This window comes from Cyanobium sp. NIES-981 (assembly GCF_900088535.1).
Taxonomy (GTDB): Bacteria; Cyanobacteriota; Cyanobacteriia; order PCC-6307; family Cyanobiaceae; genus NIES-981.
On the sequence record NZ_LT578417.1, the window covers coordinates 928,943 to 947,963 of the forward strand.

Sequence of the window (19,021 nt, forward strand, 5' to 3'; positions counted from 1 at the left end):
AAACCAAGGTCCTTGCCTGCCCGCATCCCTGGGCAGAACAATGGGGCGGGCATCGGCTGGAGCGGGCGTCGGCCGGCTCCTCACCCGAACCTTCTCCTCTCTTCCCCTCCCCGCAGCCACGATGCCCTGGATGGATGAAGCCGCACGGCGTGCGGAGGCGCGGCTCCAGGCGGCGGGGATCCAGCTCACCCTGGGGGGGGAACCAACCCTGGTGCCCAACCAGCCCGAGGGGCTGGAGTGGTCGGTGGCGGCCGATGGCCCCACCAAGCTGCCGATGGCGCGGGCCCTGGCCCGGGCGATCCAGCAGCGCACCTGGCCCGGCAGCACCCTCCTCTATTGCAGCGGCAAGCGCTATGAGGGCGAAGTGAACCCCCGCTGGGCCCTGCGGCTGGTCACCGGCCGGGAGGCCAGGCCCATCGCCCCCTGGCCGCGGCCGTCCGAGGTTGGGGATCCCCTCGACGCCGCGGCCGCCGAAGCCTGGCTGGCCCGGCTGGGCGAGCGGCTGGGCGCGGCCCTGCACCCCCTGCGCTTCGAGGACGCCCAGCATCCCGAGGCGACGGTCTGGGCCGTGCCCCTCACCTGCGAGCTGGGGGAATGGCGCAGCGGCCACTGGGATCTGCCCCCCGGGGAGCGCCGTCTCACCGGAGCCCCCGGTCCGGCCGGGCTGCGCCTGCCCCTGGAGCACTTCCCCGAGGCGCTGCCCTGCCAGCTGCTCACCCTGGAGATCGGCGGCAGCTTCGGCGCCGCGGGCTGGGGTCTGTTCCTACCTCCCCTGGAACGGGAGCCCACCGAAACCCTGCTGCGCGCCGTCAGCGCCCTGGCCCACTGCCCCCGCACCGGCACGCCGTTGTGCCAGCCGGATCTGAGCGGGCTGCTGCCGGTGGATGCGGCCGAGGGCTGGGAGGTGCTGGGTCTCACCGCCGATCCCGGCGTGCTGGAGGTGAACCTGCCGGTGTGCGACAGCTGGAGCGACTACCGCGACTGGTTGCTGCTGCTGGAGGAGGCCGCGGCATCCGTGGGCATGCGCAGCTGGAAGCGCACCCCGGGGGGAGGAGAGGAGGGCACCGGCGGTGGCAACCACCTGCTCTGGGGCAGCCGGGATCTTGAGGATCACCCCTTCTTCCCCAGGCCGGCCTGGCTGGTGGGGATCCTGCGCTATTTCCAGCACCACCCGAGCCTGGCCTACCTGTTCAGCGGCTCCAGCGTGGGGCCGGCATCCCAGGCGCCGCGCCCGGATGAGGCCCTGGGCGATCTGTTCGATCTGGAGCTGGCCTACCGGGTGCTGGAGGCCAGCGAGGGCGAGCAGCGCCAGCTGATCGGGGAGACCCTGCGCCACCTCCATGCCGATCGCTCCGGCAACAACCACCGCAGCGAGATCAGTCTCGACAAGTTCTGGAATCCCGGGGCGCCGGCGGGATGCCTGGGACTGATCGAGTTCCGGGCGCTCGAGTCGCTGCCCCGGGCCCCGTGGATGGCCGCCATCGCCCTGCTCTGGAGCCACCTGGCCGCCCTGCTGCTCGATCCGGCGCGGCGCCCCCGCCAGCTGAAGCCCTGGGGGCTCGCCCTGCACGACCGGATGCTGCTGCCCAGCCAGCTCTGGGCCGACCTCGAGGCGATCCTCGCCGACCTGGCCGCTGCCGGCCTGCCCCTGGATCCGGAGCCCTACCGGGCGGTGTGGGACTGGCGCTTCCCGGCCCTGCTGCAGTGGCAGGCCCCAGCCGCAGCTCCAGCCGCGGCCGCGCCGGCACGGCTGGAGCTGCGGCCGGCGCTCGAGCCCTGGCCCCTGATCTGCGACACACCGCGGGAGGGGGGCTTCACCAGCCGCTTCGTGGACAGCTCCCTGCGCCGCTTCGAGCTGATCACCGATCCGGCCCTGTGCAGGGATCACCAGCTGGTGCTGAACGGCCGGCCGCTGCCGCTGCGGGCCGGCCAGCCCCTGGCGGTGCGCTACCGGGCCAGCCGCCTCTACCCCTGCTTCCATCCCGGCATCGAGCCCCACATGCCCCTGGTGCTGCAACTGCTGCCCCTGGAGCCAACAGACGGCGCCAGCACGGGCGGAGCGCGCATGCCCCTGGCCCAGTGGCGGCTCGAGGCCGGGGCCAGGGCCTTCACCCCGGAACCCGTTGAGCCGGTGAGCCTCCCTCTGGCGTCCCCGTGGCAGGCCCAGCCGGAGCGGCCCTGCACCGTCGACCTGCGCCTGGCCGGGCCGTGAGGGCGACGCGGGAGGCGCCGCCATGACAAAGCGCACCGATCCCGCCCATTTCGCGGCCTGAGCACTGCCAAGCGCACCGTTCTCCCTTAGCAGTGGTGAGTAACGCTGCAGCGGAGCTGCGCATGGGTGGATCGGCATCGGTGGCGGCGGCCACCGCCTCAGCGGCGCGGGAGGTGGCGCGGGAGGTGGCGCAGGAGGTGAAGCGGGAGATGGAGCCGAAGCCATCGCCGCCGGCGCTGCCGCTGCGCAAGGAGAGCGGCCAGCGCGAGGTGTTCTGCGGCCTCACCTCGATCGTGTGGCTGCACCGGCGCATGCCCGACGCCTTCTTCCTGGTGGTGGGGTCGCGCACCTGCGCCCACCTGATCCAGAGCGCCGCCGGCGTGATGATCTTCGCCGAGCCGCGCTTCGGCACCGCGATCCTGGGGGAGAGGGATCTGGCCGGGCTGGCCGATGCCAACGAGGAGCTCGACCGCCTCGTGGCCGACCTGCTGGAGCGCCGCCCCGAGATCCGCACCCTCTTCCTGGTGGGCTCCTGCCCCAGCGAGGTGATCAAGCTCGATCTGGCCAAGGCGGCCGAGCGCCTCAACACCCGCCTGGCGGGCCAGGTGCGGGTGCTCAACTACAGCGGCAGCGGCATCGAAACCACCTTCACCCAGGGCGAGGACCAGGCCCTGCTGGCGATGGTGCCGCTCATGCCCTCTGCCCCAGCCAGCACCCCGGGCGACCCGGCAGACGCGCCCGCCTCTGAGCTCCTGATCGTGGGCACCCTGGCCGACGCGGTGGAAGACCGCCTGGTGAGCCTCTTTGCCCGCATGGGCATCGAGCGGGTGCGCAGCCTGCCGCCCCGCAGCTCCCGCGACCTGCCGGCCGTGGGGCCTGGCACCCGGCTGCTGCTGGCCCAGCCGTTCCTCTCGGCCACGGCCCGGGCCCTGATGGCCCGCGGCGCCCAGCTGATCGCCGCCCCCTACCCCCTTGGGGTGGAGGGCAGTGCCGCCTGGATGCGCGCCGCCGCCGAGGCCTTCGCCATTCCGGAGGCGAACGTCACCGCGGTGCTCGAGCCCCTGATCGAGCGGGGCCGCCGGGCCGTGGAGCCGCACCGGCGGATCCTGGAGGGCAAGCGCCTGTTCCTGCTGCCCGATTCCCAGCTCGAGCTCTCCCTGGCCCGCTTCCTGCAGCGCGAATGCGGCATGGAGCTGGTGGAGGTGGGCACCCCCTACCTCGACCGTGCCCTGCTGGCCGAGGAGATGGCCCTGCTGCCCGCCGGCACCCAGCTCAACGAAGGCCAGCACGTGGACAACCAGCTCGATCGGGTGCGGGCCGCCCGGCCGGATCTGGTGGTGTGCGGGCTGGGCCTGGCCAATCCGCTCGAGGCCGAGGGGATCGCCACCAAGTGGTCGATCGAGCTGGTGTTCAGCCCGATCCACGGCTGCGACCAGGCCGGCGATCTGGCCGAACTGTTCTCCCGGCCCCTGCGCCGGCGCCACCTGCTGCGCTTCGCCTGATGGAACTCACCCTCTGGACCTATGAAGGCCCGCCCCATGTGGGGGCTCTGCGCATCGCCGCCTCGATGCAGGGCGTGCACTACGTGCTGCACGCGCCCCAGGGCGACACCTACGCCGATCTGCTGTTCACCATGATCGAGCGGCGCGACCGGCGCCCGCCCGTCACCTACACCACCTTCCAGGCCAGGGATCTGGGCGGCGACACGGCGGAGCTGGTGAAGCGCACGATCACCGAGGCCGTGGAGCGCTTCCAGCCGGAGGCCCTGCTGGTGGGCGAGAGCTGCACCGCCGAACTGATCCAGGACCAGCCGGGCGCCCTGGCGGCCGGCATGGACCTGGGCGGCATCCCGATGGTGAGCCTGGAGCTGCCCGCCTATTCCAAGAAGGAGAACTGGGGGGCCGCCGAAACCTTCTACCAGCTGGTGCGGCAGCTGCTCGCCGACCAGCTGCCCGCCCCCGGCACGCCCGCCCCTTCCCCCCAGCGCTGGCGCCAGGAGGGGCGCCGGCCGCGGGTCAACCTGCTCGGCCCGAGCCTGCTCGGCTTCCGCTGTCGTGATGACGTGCGCGAGGTGAGCCGGCTGCTGGGGGCCGAAGGCATCGATGTGAGCGTGGTGGCCCCCCTGGACGCCCGGCCGGCCGATCTGCAGCGCATCCCGGCGGCCGACGCCAACGTGTGCCTCTATCCCGAGGTGGCCGGGCCTGTGTGCAGCTGGCTGGAGCGCCGCTTCGGCCAGCCGGTGGTGCGCACGGTGCCGATCGGCGTGGGCGCCACCACCGCCTTCCTGGCGGAGCTGCGGCAGGTGCTGGGCATGGAGGAACCCGCCGGCTCGTCCGCGGCGGCGGAGCCGGGGGACGCCGGGGATAGCCGCAGCCGCCTGCCCTGGTACTCCCGCTCGGTGGACTCCACCTACCTCACCGGCAAGCGGGTGTTCATCTTCGCCGATGCCACCCACGCCATCGCCGCCGCCCGGGTGGCCAGCCAGGAGCTGGGCTTCCAGGTGGTGGGCCTGGGCAGCTACAGCCGCGAGCTGGCCCGCGAGGTGCGGGCGGCCGCGAAGGAGCTGGGCCTCGAGGCCCTGATCACCGACGACTACCTGGCCGTGGAGCGGGCCATGGCCGAGGCCATGCCCGAGCTGGTGCTCGGCACCCAGATGGAACGCCACAGCGCCAAGCGGCTGGGCATCCCCTGCGCCGTGATCAGCGCGCCGCTGCACGTGCAGGACGTGCCGGCCCGCCACGCCCCCCAGATGGGCTGGGAGGGGGCCAACGAGCTGTTCGACAGCTGGGTGCACCCGCTGATGATGGGCCTGGAGGAACACCTGATCGGCATGTTCCGCCACGACTTCGAGTTCGTGGAGGGCCACCGCAGCCACCTGGGCGGCAGCCCGCCCGCCGGAGGCCAGCCGCCTGCAGGCGCGGCCCAGCCGCAGGAGCCCGCAGCCGCCACGGCGGTCGCCACGGCCGTGGCCCCCTCCCCGGCTGGTGCCCCCAGCTGGGATCCGAGCGGCGAGGCCGAGCTGGCCAAGATCCCCTTCTTCGTGCGGGGCAAGGTGCGGCGCAACACCGAGGCCTACGCCCGTGACCACGGCCTCGCCCGGATCGACAGCGAGGCCCTCTACGCCGCCAAGGCCCACTTCTCCGCCTGAGGCCGGCCCCCCGCACCGGCGGCGGCGGGGCTCTCCCGCCGCCCCATCCCCTTCCTTCTTCCCTTTCCTTCTTCCCTTTCCCTTCCTTTCCTTCCCTTCCCGGAGCTCCCCTTCCATGACCACCACCCTGCGCCGCCCCGACGGAGAAGGCAGCCTCCAGGTCCACCAGGATCCCAGCGTCGGCATCGAGACCGGCGCCCTCGTGATCGCCGTCTACGGCAAGGGGGGCATCGGCAAATCCACCACCTCCTCGAACCTCTCGGCGGCCTTCTCCAAGCTGGGCAAGCGGGTGCTGCAGATCGGCTGCGACCCCAAGCACGATTCCACCTTCACGCTCACCAAGCGGATGGTGCCCACGGTGATCGACATCCTCGAGGAGGTGGACTTCCACAGCGAGGAACTGCGGCCGGAGGACTTCGTGTTCGAGGGCTTCAACGGCGTGCAGTGCGTGGAGTCGGGCGGGCCGCCGGCGGGCACCGGCTGCGGCGGCTACGTGACCGGCCAGACGGTGAAGCTGCTCAAGGAGCACCACCTGCTGGAGGACACCGACGTGGTGATCTTCGATGTGCTGGGTGATGTGGTGTGCGGCGGCTTCGCGGCGCCGCTGCAGCACGCCCACTACTGCCTGATCGTGACGGCGAACGACTTCGACTCGATCTTCGCCATGAACCGGATCATCGCCGCCATCCAGGCCAAGGCGAAGAACTACAAGGTGCGGCTCGGCGGTGTGGTGGCCAACCGCAGCAAGGACACCGACCAGATCGACCGCTTCAACGACCGGGTGGGGATGCGCACCATGGCCCACTTCCCCGACCTCGACGCCATCCGCCGCTCGCGGCTGAAGAAGTGCACCATCTTCGAGATGGAGCCCACGCCCGAGGTGGAGGCGGTGCAGCAGGAATATCTGCGGCTGGCCCAGGCCATGCTCGAGAACGTGCGGCCCCTGGAGGCCGAATCGCTCAAGGATCGCGAGATCTTCGATCTGCTCGGCTTCGACTGAGGCCTGCCGCTGAACCGAGGCGATGCCGCCGCAGGAGCCCGATGGCCTGCCGGAGCTGATCCAGGGTCTGCTCCGGGCCGAGGCCTACCCCCATCCGGTGGGTGCGGTGCAGCTGCTGCAGACCCACATCTCCTGGGTGCTGCTCACGGGCAGCCTGGCCTACAAGATCAAGAAGCCGGTGAACTTCGGCTTCGTGGACTTCAGCACCCTGGAGCGGCGCCGGCGGTGCTGCCACGAGGAAGTGCGCCTGAACCGGCGGCTCAACCGGGGGCTGTATCACGGCGTTGTGGCCATCGGCGGCAGCCCGGACCGGCCCCGCATCCCTGCCGCCGTGCTGGAGTCCGCCGCCGCGGACGACACCCTGGAGTACGCGGTGCGGATGGAGCAGTTCCCCCAGGAGGCGCTGTTGCCCGCCGCCCTGGAGCGGGGCAGCGTCAGCCCCCGCCACATCGACCAGCTGGCCGAGCAGCTGGCCCGCTTCCATGCCGAGGCCGCCACCGCTGCCCCCGACGGCCCCTACGGCACCCCCGAGGCGGTGCTGGAGCCGGTGCTGGCCAACATCACCAGCCTGCGGCGCCACGCCGATGCCCGCCTGGTGCCGCGGCTGGAGCAGCTGCACGCCTGGATCGAGCAGGCCAACCGGCAGCTGCAGAACCGCTTCGCCGCCCGGCTCGCCGCCGGCAGGATCCGCGAGTGCCACGGCGATCTCCACCTGGGCAACCTGCTGCTGGGCCACGGCCGCATCGAGGTGTTCGACTGCCTGGAGTTCAACCCGGCACTGAGCTGGATCGATCCGATCAGCGACATCGCCTTTCTGGTGATGGACCTGGAGGAGCGGGGGCAGCGGGGCCTGGGCGCCAGGCTGCTCAACCGCTGGCTGGAGCAGAGCGGCGACTACCCGGGCCTGGAGCTCTGGGCCTGGTACATGGGCTACCGGGCCCTGGTGCGCGCCAAGGTGGCGGCCCTGGCCGCAGAGCAGGCAGCGGTGGAGCGCTACCTCAGCCTGGCGGAGCGCACCGTCCAGCGCCGCCCCCAGGGCCTGGTGCTCTGCCACGGGGTGTCCGGATCCGGCAAGTCGCACCACAGCGGCAGGCTGCTGGAGCAGCTCGGCGCCATCCGGCTGCGCTCGGACGTGGAGCGCAAGCGCCTCTTCGGCCTCTGGGGGGTGGCGGAGGGCGCAACGGCCCGCGAATCCGTGGGGCCGGAACAGCTCTATGCCGCCAGCGTCACCGAGGAGCTGTTCGGCCAGGTGCTGCCCGGGCTGGCCCAGACGCTGCTTCAGGCCGGCTTCACCGTGATCGTGGATGCCACGTTCCTGCTGCGGCGCCACCGCCGCAGCATGGCCGCGGTGGCTGCGCAGGCCGGCGTGCCGCTGGTGATCCTGGCCTGCTCGGCCCCGCGGCCCGTGCTCGAACAGCGGCTGCACCGCCGCCACCAGCGGGGCGACGACCCCTCGGACGCCGATCTGGCCGTGCTGCAGCACCAGTGGCACCAGGGGGACCCCCTCACGGCCGCGGAGAGAGCCTGTTGCATCGACGTGCCCTTCCGCGTTCCGGGCTCCGGCCTGGCGGGCACCGGCACCGGCACGGGCACGGGCACCCGGGCGGAGACGCAGCCGGACAGGGACGACGAGCAGGCCCGGGCGCTGGCCGAAGCGGTGCGCAGCCGGCTGCGGCCAGCCCGGGGTGCCTTTCCGGCCTAGCGCCGCGGCCCTTCATCGCCGGACGGGGCCGTGGACGGGGCCCTGGAAGGAGCCGTGCCGGAACCCGGCCGGGCGGGCTGGAGCGGCGGCGGGTCGAGCCGCGGCTGGCCGTCCGAGCCGGTGTCTGCCGGCTCGCCCCCACCGGGCAGCGGCGGCACCGAAGGCACGAAGGGCGTGCTGACCGGAGCGCCGAGGATCTCCGGCGAGATCACCAGGTTCTCGGGATTGGGCGTGGTCTCCGGACCGATCACATCGATGGAGGTGCGCTGCACCAGCAGCCGGTAGCGGTAGGGCTGGCGGGAGTTGATGAAGTCCTGCACGGCGGCCACCTGGCGGGGGGTGGGCAGGTTCGGTTTGCTCACCCGCACCGAGGCCCGGATCAGGGGCGGGTTCTGGGCCCAGTCGATGCTCACGTCCACCAGCTCCGCATCCTTGCCCAGGGTGATGGTTTCGTTGCGGAGGCTCTCGGCGATGTCGTTCTCCACCCGGGTCAGGGCCAGTTGGCGGCGGGCTTCGGCCGTGAGCGTGAGAAAGCTGGTGGTGAGGGGAACCAGCAGCAACCCGGTGAGCAGCAGGCTCACGAAGCCGAGCTTGCTGCTCAACAGCTTCTGGCGCAGCTCCGGGCGGGTGATGCCCAGGGTGACCAGGGCACCGCTGAGGATCCCCAGCAGGTTGGCGGCGAACAGCAGGCCGGCCCCCTGGGCGCGCTGCCACTCCCCCGCCGCGATCAGCAGCCCGAGCACGCACACCGGCGGCACCAGGGCCACGGCAATGGCCGTGCCGGCCACCGAGCCGATGGCCTTGGTGCGCACCTTGGCGTAGGTGGCGATGGCACCGGCCACGATCGCGATCCCGAGATCGAGCAGGTTGGGCGTGGTGCGGCCGATCACCTCGGAGCCGAACAGCGGCAGCCCCACCATCCAGCCCAGGGTGGTGGAGATCGCCACGGTGGTGAACACGCCGATCGCCAGGGTGAGCAGGGCCCGGCCCACCAACCGGAGATGGCCGCGCAGGATGGCGAAGGCCGTGGCCCGCAGCGGCAGGATCCAGGGGGCAATCAGCATCGCCCCGATCACCACGGCGGTGCTATTGGCCAGCAGGCCCATGGTGGCGATCAGGCTGGAGGCCGTGGAGAGCACCACGAACTCCTGATCCAGGGTGGCGTCCTCCTGGAATCGCTGACTGAGCACCTTCGCCGGAAGAACGGGCATCGCCATGACGCAGCCAGCGGGCAACCGCCGAGTGCTCCATCCTGGAGCAGAACGGCCCAGGGCCAGCGCTGCGCGCGCTCATCCGCGCACCACACCCGGAGGAGCATGCAGCGGAGCGTGATGATCAGCGGCGGCAGCCGCGGCATCGGTGCCGCCATTGCCGAGCGTCTGCTGCGCGAGGGTCACCGGCTCAGCCTGGGGGTGCGCGACCCGGCGGCGCTTGCCGCTGGTCTGGAGCGGCAGGGCCGGCGGCCGGACGGCGGACAGCTGCAGATCCACCCCTACGACGCCCGGTCCAGATGCGGGGCGGACGACAGTGCGGAGGCCTGGGTGGCCGCCACGGCCAGCGCCTGGGGAGGAATCGACGCCGTGGTGCACAGCGCCGGCATCGTCTCGCGCACCCCCTTTCTCTTCCCGCCGGGCGAGGAGGCCGCGGTCCAGGGGCTGCTGGAGGTGAACCTGATGGGCCCCTGGCGCCTGAGCCGGGCCGTCTGGCCCCACCTGGTGGCCAGTGGCGATGGCCGGGTGATCAGCCTGGTTTCGATGAGCGGCAAGCGCATCAAGGGCCGTCTGGCGGCCTACGGCGTCAGCAAATTCGCCCTGATGGGGCTGTGTCAGGCGATGCGCAACGAGGGCTGGGAGGCCGGAATCCGCGTCACGGCCCTGTGCCCGGGCTGGGTGAACACCGCCATGGCGGCAGCGGTGGACACGATTCCAAAGGCCGCCATGACCCAGCCTGAGGATCTGGCCGCCACCGTGGCCCACCTGCTCACCCTGCCGCCGGCGGCGGTGCCCTTCGAGCTGGCCGTGAACTGCGTACTGGAGAGTGGCTGCTGATCGCCCGGCCGGGATGCCGCCCCATCACCTCAGCCTCCGCCGACTCCACCGCACCTACAAGGCACTGCTGGCGGCCTGTCTGCTGCTGCTGCTCAGCTTCACCCTGCCGCCTCCCTGGTACGGAATCTCCAGCGTGGGCTATCTCCTGCTGGGGCTGGTGATGGTGCGGGGCCTGGGGGATCCGGTGGATCAGCTCCAGTTCGGCGCCGTGCCCCGCCGGCTGTTCAAGCTGCTCGGCTGGGCCACGGTCATGACGGGGCTGATCTGGTTCCTCACCCCGCTGCAGCTGCGCCAGTCGGGCGTGCCCGTGTTGATTCTCTGGGCCCTGTTCAGCCACTGGAGTGCCATCCGGCTGATCCGGGGCCTGGCGCAGGAGCAGCACGTGGGCCTGGATGTGCTGCGGGGGTCCATGGCCGGATACCTGATGCTGGGGCTGGCCGGCGGGCTGATCTGCGCCGCCCTGGAAACCGTCAATCCGGGCAGCTTCAGCAACATCGACCTCGCCGGCACCATCCCCGCCAGCGAGGCCGAGGTGTACCCGGTCTGGAGCCTGAATTTCGTGCGGCTCAACTACTTCGCCTTCGTGAGTCTCACCACGGCGGGCTACGGCGACATCACGCCCCTGACGCCGATGGCGCAGATGCTGAGCGTGGGCCTCGCCGTAGTGGGCACCTTCTACATCGCGGCGGTGATGGGCCTGCTGATCAGCCGCCTCTCCACCAGCCAGCGGCATCGCCGGGGCCAGCAGCCGCGACGGGGCCAGCCGGGGCACCGCCGCGGCCGGGGGCCAGACCAGGGACCAGACCAGGATGCGGACGGCAGGCGCCCAGCTAGAAGGCTTCGGAGCCGCTGTCCGGGGATGCCTGAGGGGGACGGCGGCGCAACTCCCAACCCTTGACGATCCTGTAGATCACGGGCACCACGAACAGGCTCAGCACCGTGGCCACCAGCAGCCCGGCGAACACCACCGTGCCGATGCTGGTGCGGCTGGCCGCCCCGGCGCCCGAGGCGAACAGCAGGGGCAGGAAGCCGGCCAGCGAGGAGATGGCCGTGAGCAGGATGGGGCGCAGACGGGCCACGGCGGCGCCGTGGATGGCCTGCTCCAGCGGCATCCCGGCCGCCAGGCGCTGGTTGGCGAACTCCACGATCAGGATGCCGTTCTTGGCCGCCAGGCTCACCAGCACCAGCAGCCCCATCCGGCCGTACACATCCAGGGGCAGATCGCGGATCGCCAGCCCGGCGATGCCGCCGAGCAGGCCCAGGGGCACCGTGACCAGGATGATCATCGGGTCGATGAAGTTCTCGTAGAGGCCCGCCAGCACGAGCAGCATCACCAGCACCGCCAGCAGGAACACCTGCTCGCTGGCCCCGCCGGCGCGGGCCTCCTCCCGGGCCAGTCCCGCCCACTCCAGGTCGGTGGCGGAGCTGCCCAGCTGCTGGCGCACCTCCTGCAGCCGGGCCATGGCCTGACCGGTGCTGACCCCGTTCCGCGGCTGGGCCCGGATGCCGATCGAGCGCACCAGGCGGGTGTGGTTGATCACCGTGGGGCCCGTGCCCTCCACCACCCGCACCACCTGGGCCAGGGGGATGAGGACGTCGTCCCGCCCCCGCACCTGCAGCGAGAGCACATCCTGCACGTTGCGGCGCTCGGAACCCTCGAGCTGCACGATCACCCGCCGCACCCGGTCGCCCTCGAAGCTGTCGTTCACGTAGTCGCTGCCGAAGCTGGCGCCCAGCACCTCCACCACGTCCTCGAGATCCACCCCGAGGGAGGCCAGCCTGAGGCGGTCGGGCTCCAGCCGCACCAGCGGCGCATCCGCCACGAAGCGGGTGTTCACCCGCTCGAAGGCACCGGTGGCCTCGGCCGCCTCGATGAAGGCCTGGGCGGCCTGCTCGAACTCGCGGAGGCTGAGCCGGCCGCCGCTGGTGTCGAGCAGGTCGAACTCGATGCCCCCCTCGCTGCCGAAACCGCGCACCGTGGGGGCCTCGATCACCACCACCTGGGCGTCATCGATGCTGGCGGCCAGCTGGCGGTTCAGCCGGCTGGCCAGGGCGGCGGGGGTCTGATCGCTGCCCGGCCTCTCCTCCACGGGCTTGAGGCGCAGGAAGAAGATGCCCTTGTTCGGAGCGCTGTCGCCGAAGGAGCGGCCGGCGTAGAAGTTGCCCGTCACCACCAGGGGGTCCCGGGCGATCACCTGCCGCACCCGCTCCATCACCGCCTGGGTGCGCGCCAGGGCCATGCCGTCGGGCAGCACCACCACGCCGCGCAGCTGGCTGCCGTCCTCCTGGGGGATGAAGGCCTTGGGCCGCTGCTGGTAGGCCGCCGCGGTGAGCAGCAGCCCCACCAGCAGCAGGGCCACGATGCGGCGCCGCCAGCCCAGCGCCCGGGTGAGCCAGCGGTCGTAGGGGCCCTCCAGGGACTCGAGGGCCCGCCGGGGGGGATCGATCCAGCGGCGCAGCCAGGCCGGCTCGCCGCGGCCATCGGCCCGGAGCAGGCGGCTGGCCGCCACCGGCGTGAAGGTGAGGGCGTTGAAGGTGGAGAACACGATCGTGGCGCCGATGGTGAGGCCGATCGGGGCATAGAGCCGTCCGGTGCTGCCGCCCAGGGTGAGCACCGGCAGGAACACGGCGATCAGCACCAGGGAGGTGGCCACCACCGCCCCCCCCAGCTCGGCCATGGCCTCCCGGGCCGCCAGCAGGGGAGGGTGGCCCTGCTCGATGCGGCGGCCGATGTCCTCGCTCACCACGATGGCGTCATCCACCACCAGACCGGTGGCCAGCACCATGCCGAACAGGGTGAGGGTGTTGATCGAGCTGTCGGTGAGCCGCAGCACCGTGAGCGCCCCCACCAGCGCCACCGGCACCACCAGGGCGGAGATGAAGGCAAGGCGGCTGTTGCCCAGGCCCAGCAGCAGGGCGAGGAACACCAGCAGCACCGCATCCCGCAGGCTGGCCACGGTGCGGTCGATGTTCTGCCGCACTGTCTCGGCCTCGTCGATGATCACCTGGAACTCCACCCCCGGCGGCAGGCTTTCGCTGATCTCCTCGAGGGCTGTGCTGATGCCGCGGCTCACCTCCAGGGCATTGCTGCCGTCCCGCTGGAAGATGCCCATGGCCACGGTGGCCCTGCCCTGCAGGTTGGTGGCGATGGCGTCGTAGTTCTCGCTGCCGAGGGTCACCCGGCCCACATCGCGCAGCAGGGTCACCCCGCCCTCCGGCGTGGGCGCCACCACCAGCCGCTCGAACTCCTGCACGCTGCGCAGGCGCCCCTCCATGCGCAGGGGCAGGGTGAGCATCTGATCTTCGGGGGCAGGGGCGTCACCGGCCTGGCCCAGGGCCGCCAGCACGTTCTGCTCCTCAAGGGCGTCCCGCACGTCGGTGATGGTGAGCCCCAGCTGGTTGAGCCGGGCCGGATCGAGCCAGAGCCGGAAGGCCAGGGGGCTGCCGCCGAACAGGCGCGCCTCCCCCACCCCCGACACCCGCTGCAGACGGTCGACCACCACCTGCTCCACCCAGCCGCTCAGGAAGGTGTCGTCGTAGCGGCCCCGATCGGCGCTGAAGCTGAGCACCATCAGCAGGTCGTCGGAACTGCGGCGCACCCGCACCCCGAAGCGGGCCACCTGGGGCGGCAGGCGCGGGTTCACCACCGCCGCCTCGTTCTGGGCGTTGATCTGGTTGATCTCCGGATCGCCGCCCTCGAAGCTGAGGGTGATGCTGCTGCTGCCGGCTGAACTGGTGGAGCGCACCTGATCGAGGCGCTCGAGGCCGTTGAGCTGCTTTTCCAGCAGGGTGGTGACCCCCTGCTCCACCACCTCCGGGCTGGCCCCCGGATAGCTGGCGCTCACCGTGACCCGGCCGGGGGCGATGGCGGGCAGGTTCTCGATCTGCAGGCCAGGCAGGCTCACCAATCCGGCCAGCAGCACCAGCAGGCTGATCACCAGCGTGAGCACCGGCCGGCGCAGAAAGGGATCCGAGATCGATTTCACGCGGGGGCTTCAGGCGGGGCTGGGCAGCGCGGTAGAGCAGGGCTGGGTGGCGCAGGGCTGGGTCGAGCTGCGTTGCGCTGGGCTGGGTGCGCTGGACTGGGTTGCGCCGTGAAATACAGCTGCGCAGGAGAGAGGTGTGCTCTGCTGAACAGGCCCCGCTCAGGGCTGTGGCCGGCTGTTCTAGGCGAGATCGGCCCTACACGTGCCTATACGGGATTGAGAAGATCGCGCTTGAGCACCACGCAGAGGTAGTCCGGGGCCTTGTAGCGGCCCGGCAGGCAGATGTGCAGCTGGGCCAGGCGGCTCCAGCACACCGTGCGCTCGATCGCCGTGCGGCTGCGGCCCTCCTGGAGCAGCCGCCGCAGCGCCTTGCAATAGAGGGAGTAATTCGCCTCCAGTTCCCCGATCGTGAGGCCGGTGCTGCTGCTCATGGCGAGGGTGGCGCCCGGGAGGTTCAGGGACGCACACTCACCCTAGGTGTCCATGGTCTGCCGCCCCCGACGGGCAGCCGGTGTCACAGCTAAGGCAGCAGCAGCGCGGCCTGGCCATCGCTGAGGCGCCCGGCCCCATGGAGCACGCGGGTGATGGCGTCGATGCCGAGCACCGCCTGGCAGCGGTAGCCCGCCGCCGCCAGCCGCTCCTTGGCGCGACGGTCGTGGTCGCCGCCGTGGTCGAGGAACACCACCACATCCTGCACCTGGAGGCCGGAGCTCTCCAGCTTGCCGATCCCCTCGAGCACACTGCCGCCCGTGATCAGGATGTCGTCCACCACCACCACCAGGTCCCCCTCCTCGAAATCCCCTTCGATCAGGCGGCGGGCCCCATGGGCCTTCACCTCCTTGCGCGGGTAGATCAGCGGTTTGTGCAGCAGCAGGGAGAGACCGGTGGCCGTGGGCAGGGAGCCGTAGGGAATGCCGGCGATCCGGTCGAACACCAGCTCCTCCATCCGGCCGGCGTAGGCATGCAGCACCCGGTGGAAGAGGTTCGGATCGGAGATGATCTGGCGCAGATCGATGTAGTAGTTGAACACCGCGCCCGAAGCCTGCACGTAGTCACCGAACAGCAGGCAGCCGATGTCGAACAGATCCACGATCAGCGACTCCAGCGCATCCGCTGTGGGCAGCAGCGACTCCTGCAGGGCCACGGCCGCCGGGGCCGGGGGGGGCACCGTTGCGGTGGCCATGGCGTTCAGGCTGGCCGTCACCTCCGGCGTCAGCTGGGGCTGGCCGGCCGGACCGCGGTCCAGCACCGGGCGCGGCGGCGGGGCCGGCAACCACAGGTCGCAGCGCTCGGCGACGCCGGCACCGCGCTGGTCCAGCCACTCGGCCCGGGTGGCGTTGATCTGCAGCTTGAGGGCTTCGGCCCGCTGGGCGATGTCGTCCTCCACCAGGAGGTTCTGCGGCAGGGGAAGCAGCAGACCGTCGCCGGCGGAGGAGAGACCGGCCTGCAGCATGGCCTCGAGCTTCTCCTCCACGCCCCAGAGACTGCGCAGGATGAGGAAGCGCTCCGGCGCCTCCCGGCGCACCCGGGCCAGGATATCGGGCTCGCTGGTGCCCACCTCCAGCAGCAGCTGCTCGGGCGTGGCCCAGAGCAGGCATTCCTGCACGATGCGCAGATAGAGCGGCTCCTCCTCGCTGGGGAAGTGCTGGATCAGGCGGGCCGCCTCGTTGGAGCTGTGGCAGGTGATCACCACCGCCTTGTCGGGATAGAGCAGGAACGGGGCGGCGATGTCCTGGCCGGCCAGGGGCGAGAGGGTCACCGCATCGGCCGCCAGCTCCCGGAACACGTACTGGGCCAGGGCCGAGGAGGAGTTGAGGTCCCCGTGCTTGCTGTCGATGATCAGGGGCAGATCGGGCGGCACCAGATCCCGCACCTCCAGCAGCAGCTCCAGGCCCACCGGGCCGAGGGCCTGGTAGAAGCCGAGGCTCGGCTTGTAGGCACACACGTGGGGGGCGGTGGCCTCGATCACCGCCTTGATCCAGTGCCGCGCCTGGCTGAGGAAGGAGCGCCCCGCCATGCCGCGGCGAGACACCCAGCTCTGCAGCATCTCCGGGTTGGGGTCCAGACCGGTGACCAGCAGCGACTGGCGATCGGCGATGGCGTCGGTGAGGCGAACGAAGAACCCCATCGGCCTGAGGCTGGCTAGGGCTGTTGCTAAGTCATGGACCCAACCGGGCGACAACCGCTGACATAGCTCTTATTGATCAGGGCCCTACCTGCTCCGGAGCGCAGCGGCACTGGCAGCAGCGGTCCTCGGTGCCTACGGTCGCCGCAACAGACCCCCGCCGATGCCGGTGCCCATCCAGCTGATGCCCTGGAGCCTCGCCAGCGTCATGTCCGCCAACCTCAGCGATGTGCCGATCCAGGGGCGTCTGCTGTTCATCGGGGTGCTCTTCCTCGGCACGCTGGCCGTGAGCCGCTTCTCGATCCGTCTCGGCATCCCGGGGGTGCTGGGGGTGCTGCTGCTCGGCCTGCTGGTGAATGTGAACTTCCTCGACATCACCCATGTAGAGGCCGAGAACCTGCAGATCTTCGCCCTGGCGCTGCTGCTGTTCTATGCCGGATTGAAGACCGATCTCAAGGCCATCCGCGGCTTCCTCGAATACGGCCTGCTGCTCGCCCTGGGTGGCGTGCTGATCACCTCGCTGGCCCTCGGTGGCCTGATCTGGTGGCTCTCCTCAGGCACCGGTGGGGCCATCGCCCTGGGCTTCGGCAACGGCATCCCCCTGGGCGCGGCCTTCCTGGTGGCGGCATGCCTGGGGTCCACCGACGCCGGCGCCACCCTCAGCGTGCTGGCCCAGGTGCGGCCCGGGGTGCCCCTGCGGCTGCAGCACCTGCTGGAATTCGAATCGGCGGTGAACGATCCGGCCGCCCTGCTGGTGTACGGGCTGCTGATCGAGCTGTTCACCAGCCCGGCCAGCGCCGGCGGCCTCAGCGCAGATCCCTCTCTGGGTGCTGCGCTCCTGGAGGGGCTGAAGGGGTTCGTGCAGCAGATCGGCTCCGGGCTGATCGTGGGGGTGCTGTTCGGCTATGTGGCCAAGTTCGTGATCGACTACCTGGTCAACGAGCGGGCCCAGCTGCTGGTGGTGGCCATGTCGATCGCCTTCATCGACTACGGCGTCAGCGATCTGCTGGGGGGCTCGGGCTTCGTGGCGGTGTATGTGACCGGCGTGTTCATGACCAACATGGACTACCGCATGGCCGAGGTGAACCACGAGAGCATCCAGGAGGTGCTGCTGCCCTTCAACACCATGACCGAGATCACCGTGTTCCTGATCTTCGGCTTGCTGGTGTCGCCCGGCGATCTGCTGGGCGCGATTCCCATGGGCATCGCCGCTGCCGTTGCGCTGATGCTGGTCGCCCGGCCCCTGGGGGTGCTGCTGTTTCAACCCTTCTCCCCCTTCAGTCGGCGGGAATCGCTGTTGATCGCCTGGTGTGGTCTGCGGGGAGCGGTGCCCCTGGCCCTCTCGTATCACGTGGTGAGCGCGATTCCCGAGCTGCGGGGCCTCGATCCCGCCCTGGTCGAGCCCCTCGCCCGGAACGCCCAGGGCATCGTGTTCGTGGTGGTGGTGCTCAACCTGATGCTGCAGGGCTTCACCCTGCCGCGGGTGTGCCGCCGCGTGGGTCTCGGCACCGGTCCGCTGGCCCCGTGACAGGGGCAGCTCACCCCCTCAGCAGACCAGCCGCCAGGCCAGGGTTTCACCGGCATGGAACGGCACCAGCGCCACCGGCGCCCCGGCGGCATCCGCCAACGCGAGCCGCGGCTCCACCGCATGGGGCTGGCGCTCCAGGGTGATCCGGGCGGTGTTGAGGGGCAGCCCGTAGAAGCGGGGGCCGAACTCACTGGCGAAACCTTCCAGCCGCTGCAGCGCCCCTTCCTGCTCGAACACCGCGGCGTAGCTCTCGATCGCGTAGGGCGCGTTGAAGATGCCGGCGCAGCCACAGGCCGATTCCTTGGCGGAGCGCCCATGGGGAGCCGAATCGGTGCCCAGGAAGAAGCGGGGATCTCCCGAGGTGGCCGCGGCCCGCAGGGCCAGGCGGTGCAACTCCCGCTTGGCCACCGGAAGGCAGTAGAAGTCGGGCTTGAGGCCCCCCTGGAACATCGCGTTGCGGTTGATGTGGAGGTGATGGGGCGTGATCGTGGCGGCCAGCTGGGGCGGACCGCTGCGCACGAACTCCACCGCGTCGCTGGTGGTGATGTGCTCCAGCACCACCTTCAGACCGGGATGGCGCTGCAGCAGGGGCGCCAGGTGGCGTTCGATGAACACGGCCTCGCGATCGAAGATGTCGATCGCCGGATCGGTGACCTCGCCGTGGATGAGCAGCGGCATGCCGATCCGTTCCATCGCCTCCAGCACGGCAGTGATGGCCAGCGGATCACTCACCCCGGCCTCGGCATTGGTGGTGGCGCGGGCGGGGTAGAGCTTGGCGGCCACCCACACGCCCTCCCGGAAGCCGGCCTCCACCTCGCGGGGGTCGATGCTGTCGGTGAGGTAGGCCGTGAGCAGGGGCTCGAAGCTGCTGCCCGGGGGCAGCGCCCGGCGGATGCGGCCGCCGTAGGCCCGCGCCGCCGCCACCGTGGTGATCGGCGGCTGCAGGTTGGGCATCACGATGGCCCGGCGGAACTGACGGGCGGTGGCACCGACCACCGCCTCCAGCATGGCCCCGTCGCGCAGATGAACATGCCAGTCGTCGGGCTGACGCAGGCTGATCGACCCCGTCCCCGGCAGGGGAGCTTGCCCTGGCAGGGAAGCTTGCGGTGGCGTTGCGGGGGGAGGTGGAGGGGGCATCGCGACGCGGAGGCGGGATCGGACAGTCCTTCTCCCCCACCCTGCCAGCCCACCCCACGGCATTCCAAAGAAATCTGTGGGTGTGGCCGCCAGCCCGGGGGGACCGCCGGAGTGTCCTTAGGATTGCCTCTGCTG

Annotated in this window: 13 protein-coding genes; 8 read left to right on the forward strand and 5 right to left on the reverse strand. The window is 71.2% G+C overall.

Annotated features, from left to right (window positions below; all coding sequences use genetic code 11):
- The first annotated feature begins 40 nt into the window (after positions 1-40).
- The 5 genes from CBM981_RS04750 to CBM981_RS04770 all read left to right on the forward strand — a co-directional run bounded on the left by CBM981_RS04750 (position 41) and on the right by CBM981_RS04770 (position 8,062).
- Positions 41-2,212, forward strand: coding sequence for a transglutaminase family protein (locus CBM981_RS04750; protein ID WP_087067472.1), 2,172 nt, complete (start codon positions 41-43; stop codon positions 2,210-2,212).
- A 209-nt stretch (positions 2,213-2,421) separates the two neighbouring features.
- Positions 2,422-3,714: a ferredoxin:protochlorophyllide reductase (ATP-dependent) subunit N gene (locus CBM981_RS04755; RefSeq protein ID WP_087069203.1), complete on the forward strand. Its 1,293-nt coding sequence runs from the start codon at positions 2,422-2,424 to the stop codon at positions 3,712-3,714.
- Entirely contained in the window at positions 3,714-5,360 is a 1,647-nt protein-coding gene (locus tag CBM981_RS04760; protein ID WP_087067473.1) for a ferredoxin:protochlorophyllide reductase (ATP-dependent) subunit B, read from the forward strand. Before CBM981_RS04755 ends, CBM981_RS04760 begins: the two co-directional genes overlap by 1 nt.
- Positions 5,361-5,475: 115 nt before the next feature.
- A complete protein-coding gene (gene bchL / locus CBM981_RS04765) occupies positions 5,476-6,360 on the forward strand; it encodes a ferredoxin:protochlorophyllide reductase (ATP-dependent) iron-sulfur ATP-binding protein (RefSeq protein WP_087067474.1) in 885 nt (294 codons plus the stop codon).
- A gap of 22 nt (positions 6,361-6,382) precedes the next feature.
- Positions 6,383-8,062, forward strand: a complete 1,680-nt coding sequence (locus CBM981_RS04770) for a bifunctional aminoglycoside phosphotransferase/ATP-binding protein (RefSeq protein ID WP_087067475.1) — start codon at positions 6,383-6,385, stop codon at positions 8,060-8,062.
- On the opposite strand, the gene CBM981_RS04775 is transcribed toward CBM981_RS04770, so the two are convergent.
- On the reverse strand, positions 8,059-9,279 hold the full coding sequence (locus CBM981_RS04775) for a DUF389 domain-containing protein (protein ID WP_225867538.1): 1,221 nt from the start codon (positions 9,277-9,279) through the stop codon (positions 8,059-8,061). The two genes, CBM981_RS04770 and CBM981_RS04775, sit on opposite strands and share 4 nt — an antisense overlap.
- 99 nt (positions 9,280-9,378) lie before the next feature.
- On the opposite strand from CBM981_RS04775, the gene CBM981_RS04780 reads away from it, so the two are divergent.
- Complete coding sequence (locus tag CBM981_RS04780) at positions 9,379-10,110, forward strand: SDR family NAD(P)-dependent oxidoreductase (RefSeq protein ID WP_087067476.1); 732 nt, start codon at positions 9,379-9,381, stop codon at positions 10,108-10,110.
- Positions 10,111-10,123: 13 nt separating this feature from the next.
- Positions 10,124-11,008, forward strand: coding sequence for a potassium channel family protein (locus CBM981_RS04785; RefSeq protein WP_087067477.1), 885 nt, complete (start codon positions 10,124-10,126; stop codon positions 11,006-11,008).
- Here CBM981_RS04785 and CBM981_RS04790 read toward each other — a convergent pair.
- The 3 genes from CBM981_RS04790 to CBM981_RS04800 all read right to left on the reverse strand — a co-directional run bounded on the left by CBM981_RS04790 (position 10,941) and on the right by CBM981_RS04800 (position 16,224).
- Positions 10,941-14,096, reverse strand: a complete 3,156-nt coding sequence (locus CBM981_RS04790) for an efflux RND transporter permease subunit (RefSeq protein WP_087067478.1) — start codon at positions 14,094-14,096, stop codon at positions 10,941-10,943. The two genes, CBM981_RS04785 and CBM981_RS04790, sit on opposite strands and share 68 nt — an antisense overlap.
- 206 nt (positions 14,097-14,302) lie before the next feature.
- Complete coding sequence (locus CBM981_RS04795; protein WP_087067479.1) at positions 14,303-14,527, reverse strand: DUF3136 domain-containing protein; 225 nt, start codon at positions 14,525-14,527, stop codon at positions 14,303-14,305.
- An 89-nt stretch (positions 14,528-14,616) separates the two neighbouring features.
- A complete protein-coding gene (locus CBM981_RS04800; protein WP_087067480.1) occupies positions 14,617-16,224 on the reverse strand; it encodes a bifunctional orotidine-5'-phosphate decarboxylase/orotate phosphoribosyltransferase in 1,608 nt (535 codons plus the stop codon).
- A gap of 160 nt (positions 16,225-16,384) precedes the next feature.
- Between CBM981_RS04800 and CBM981_RS04805 the strand changes: the two genes are divergently transcribed.
- Positions 16,385-17,749, forward strand: a complete 1,365-nt coding sequence (locus CBM981_RS04805) for a cation:proton antiporter (protein ID WP_087067481.1) — start codon at positions 16,385-16,387, stop codon at positions 17,747-17,749.
- Positions 17,750-17,767: 18 nt separating this feature from the next.
- Here CBM981_RS04805 and pyrC read toward each other — a convergent pair whose 3' ends face one another.
- Entirely contained in the window at positions 17,768-18,886 is a 1,119-nt protein-coding gene (gene pyrC / locus CBM981_RS04810; protein ID WP_087067482.1) for a dihydroorotase, read from the reverse strand.
- Positions 18,887-19,021: the final 135 nt, after the last annotated feature.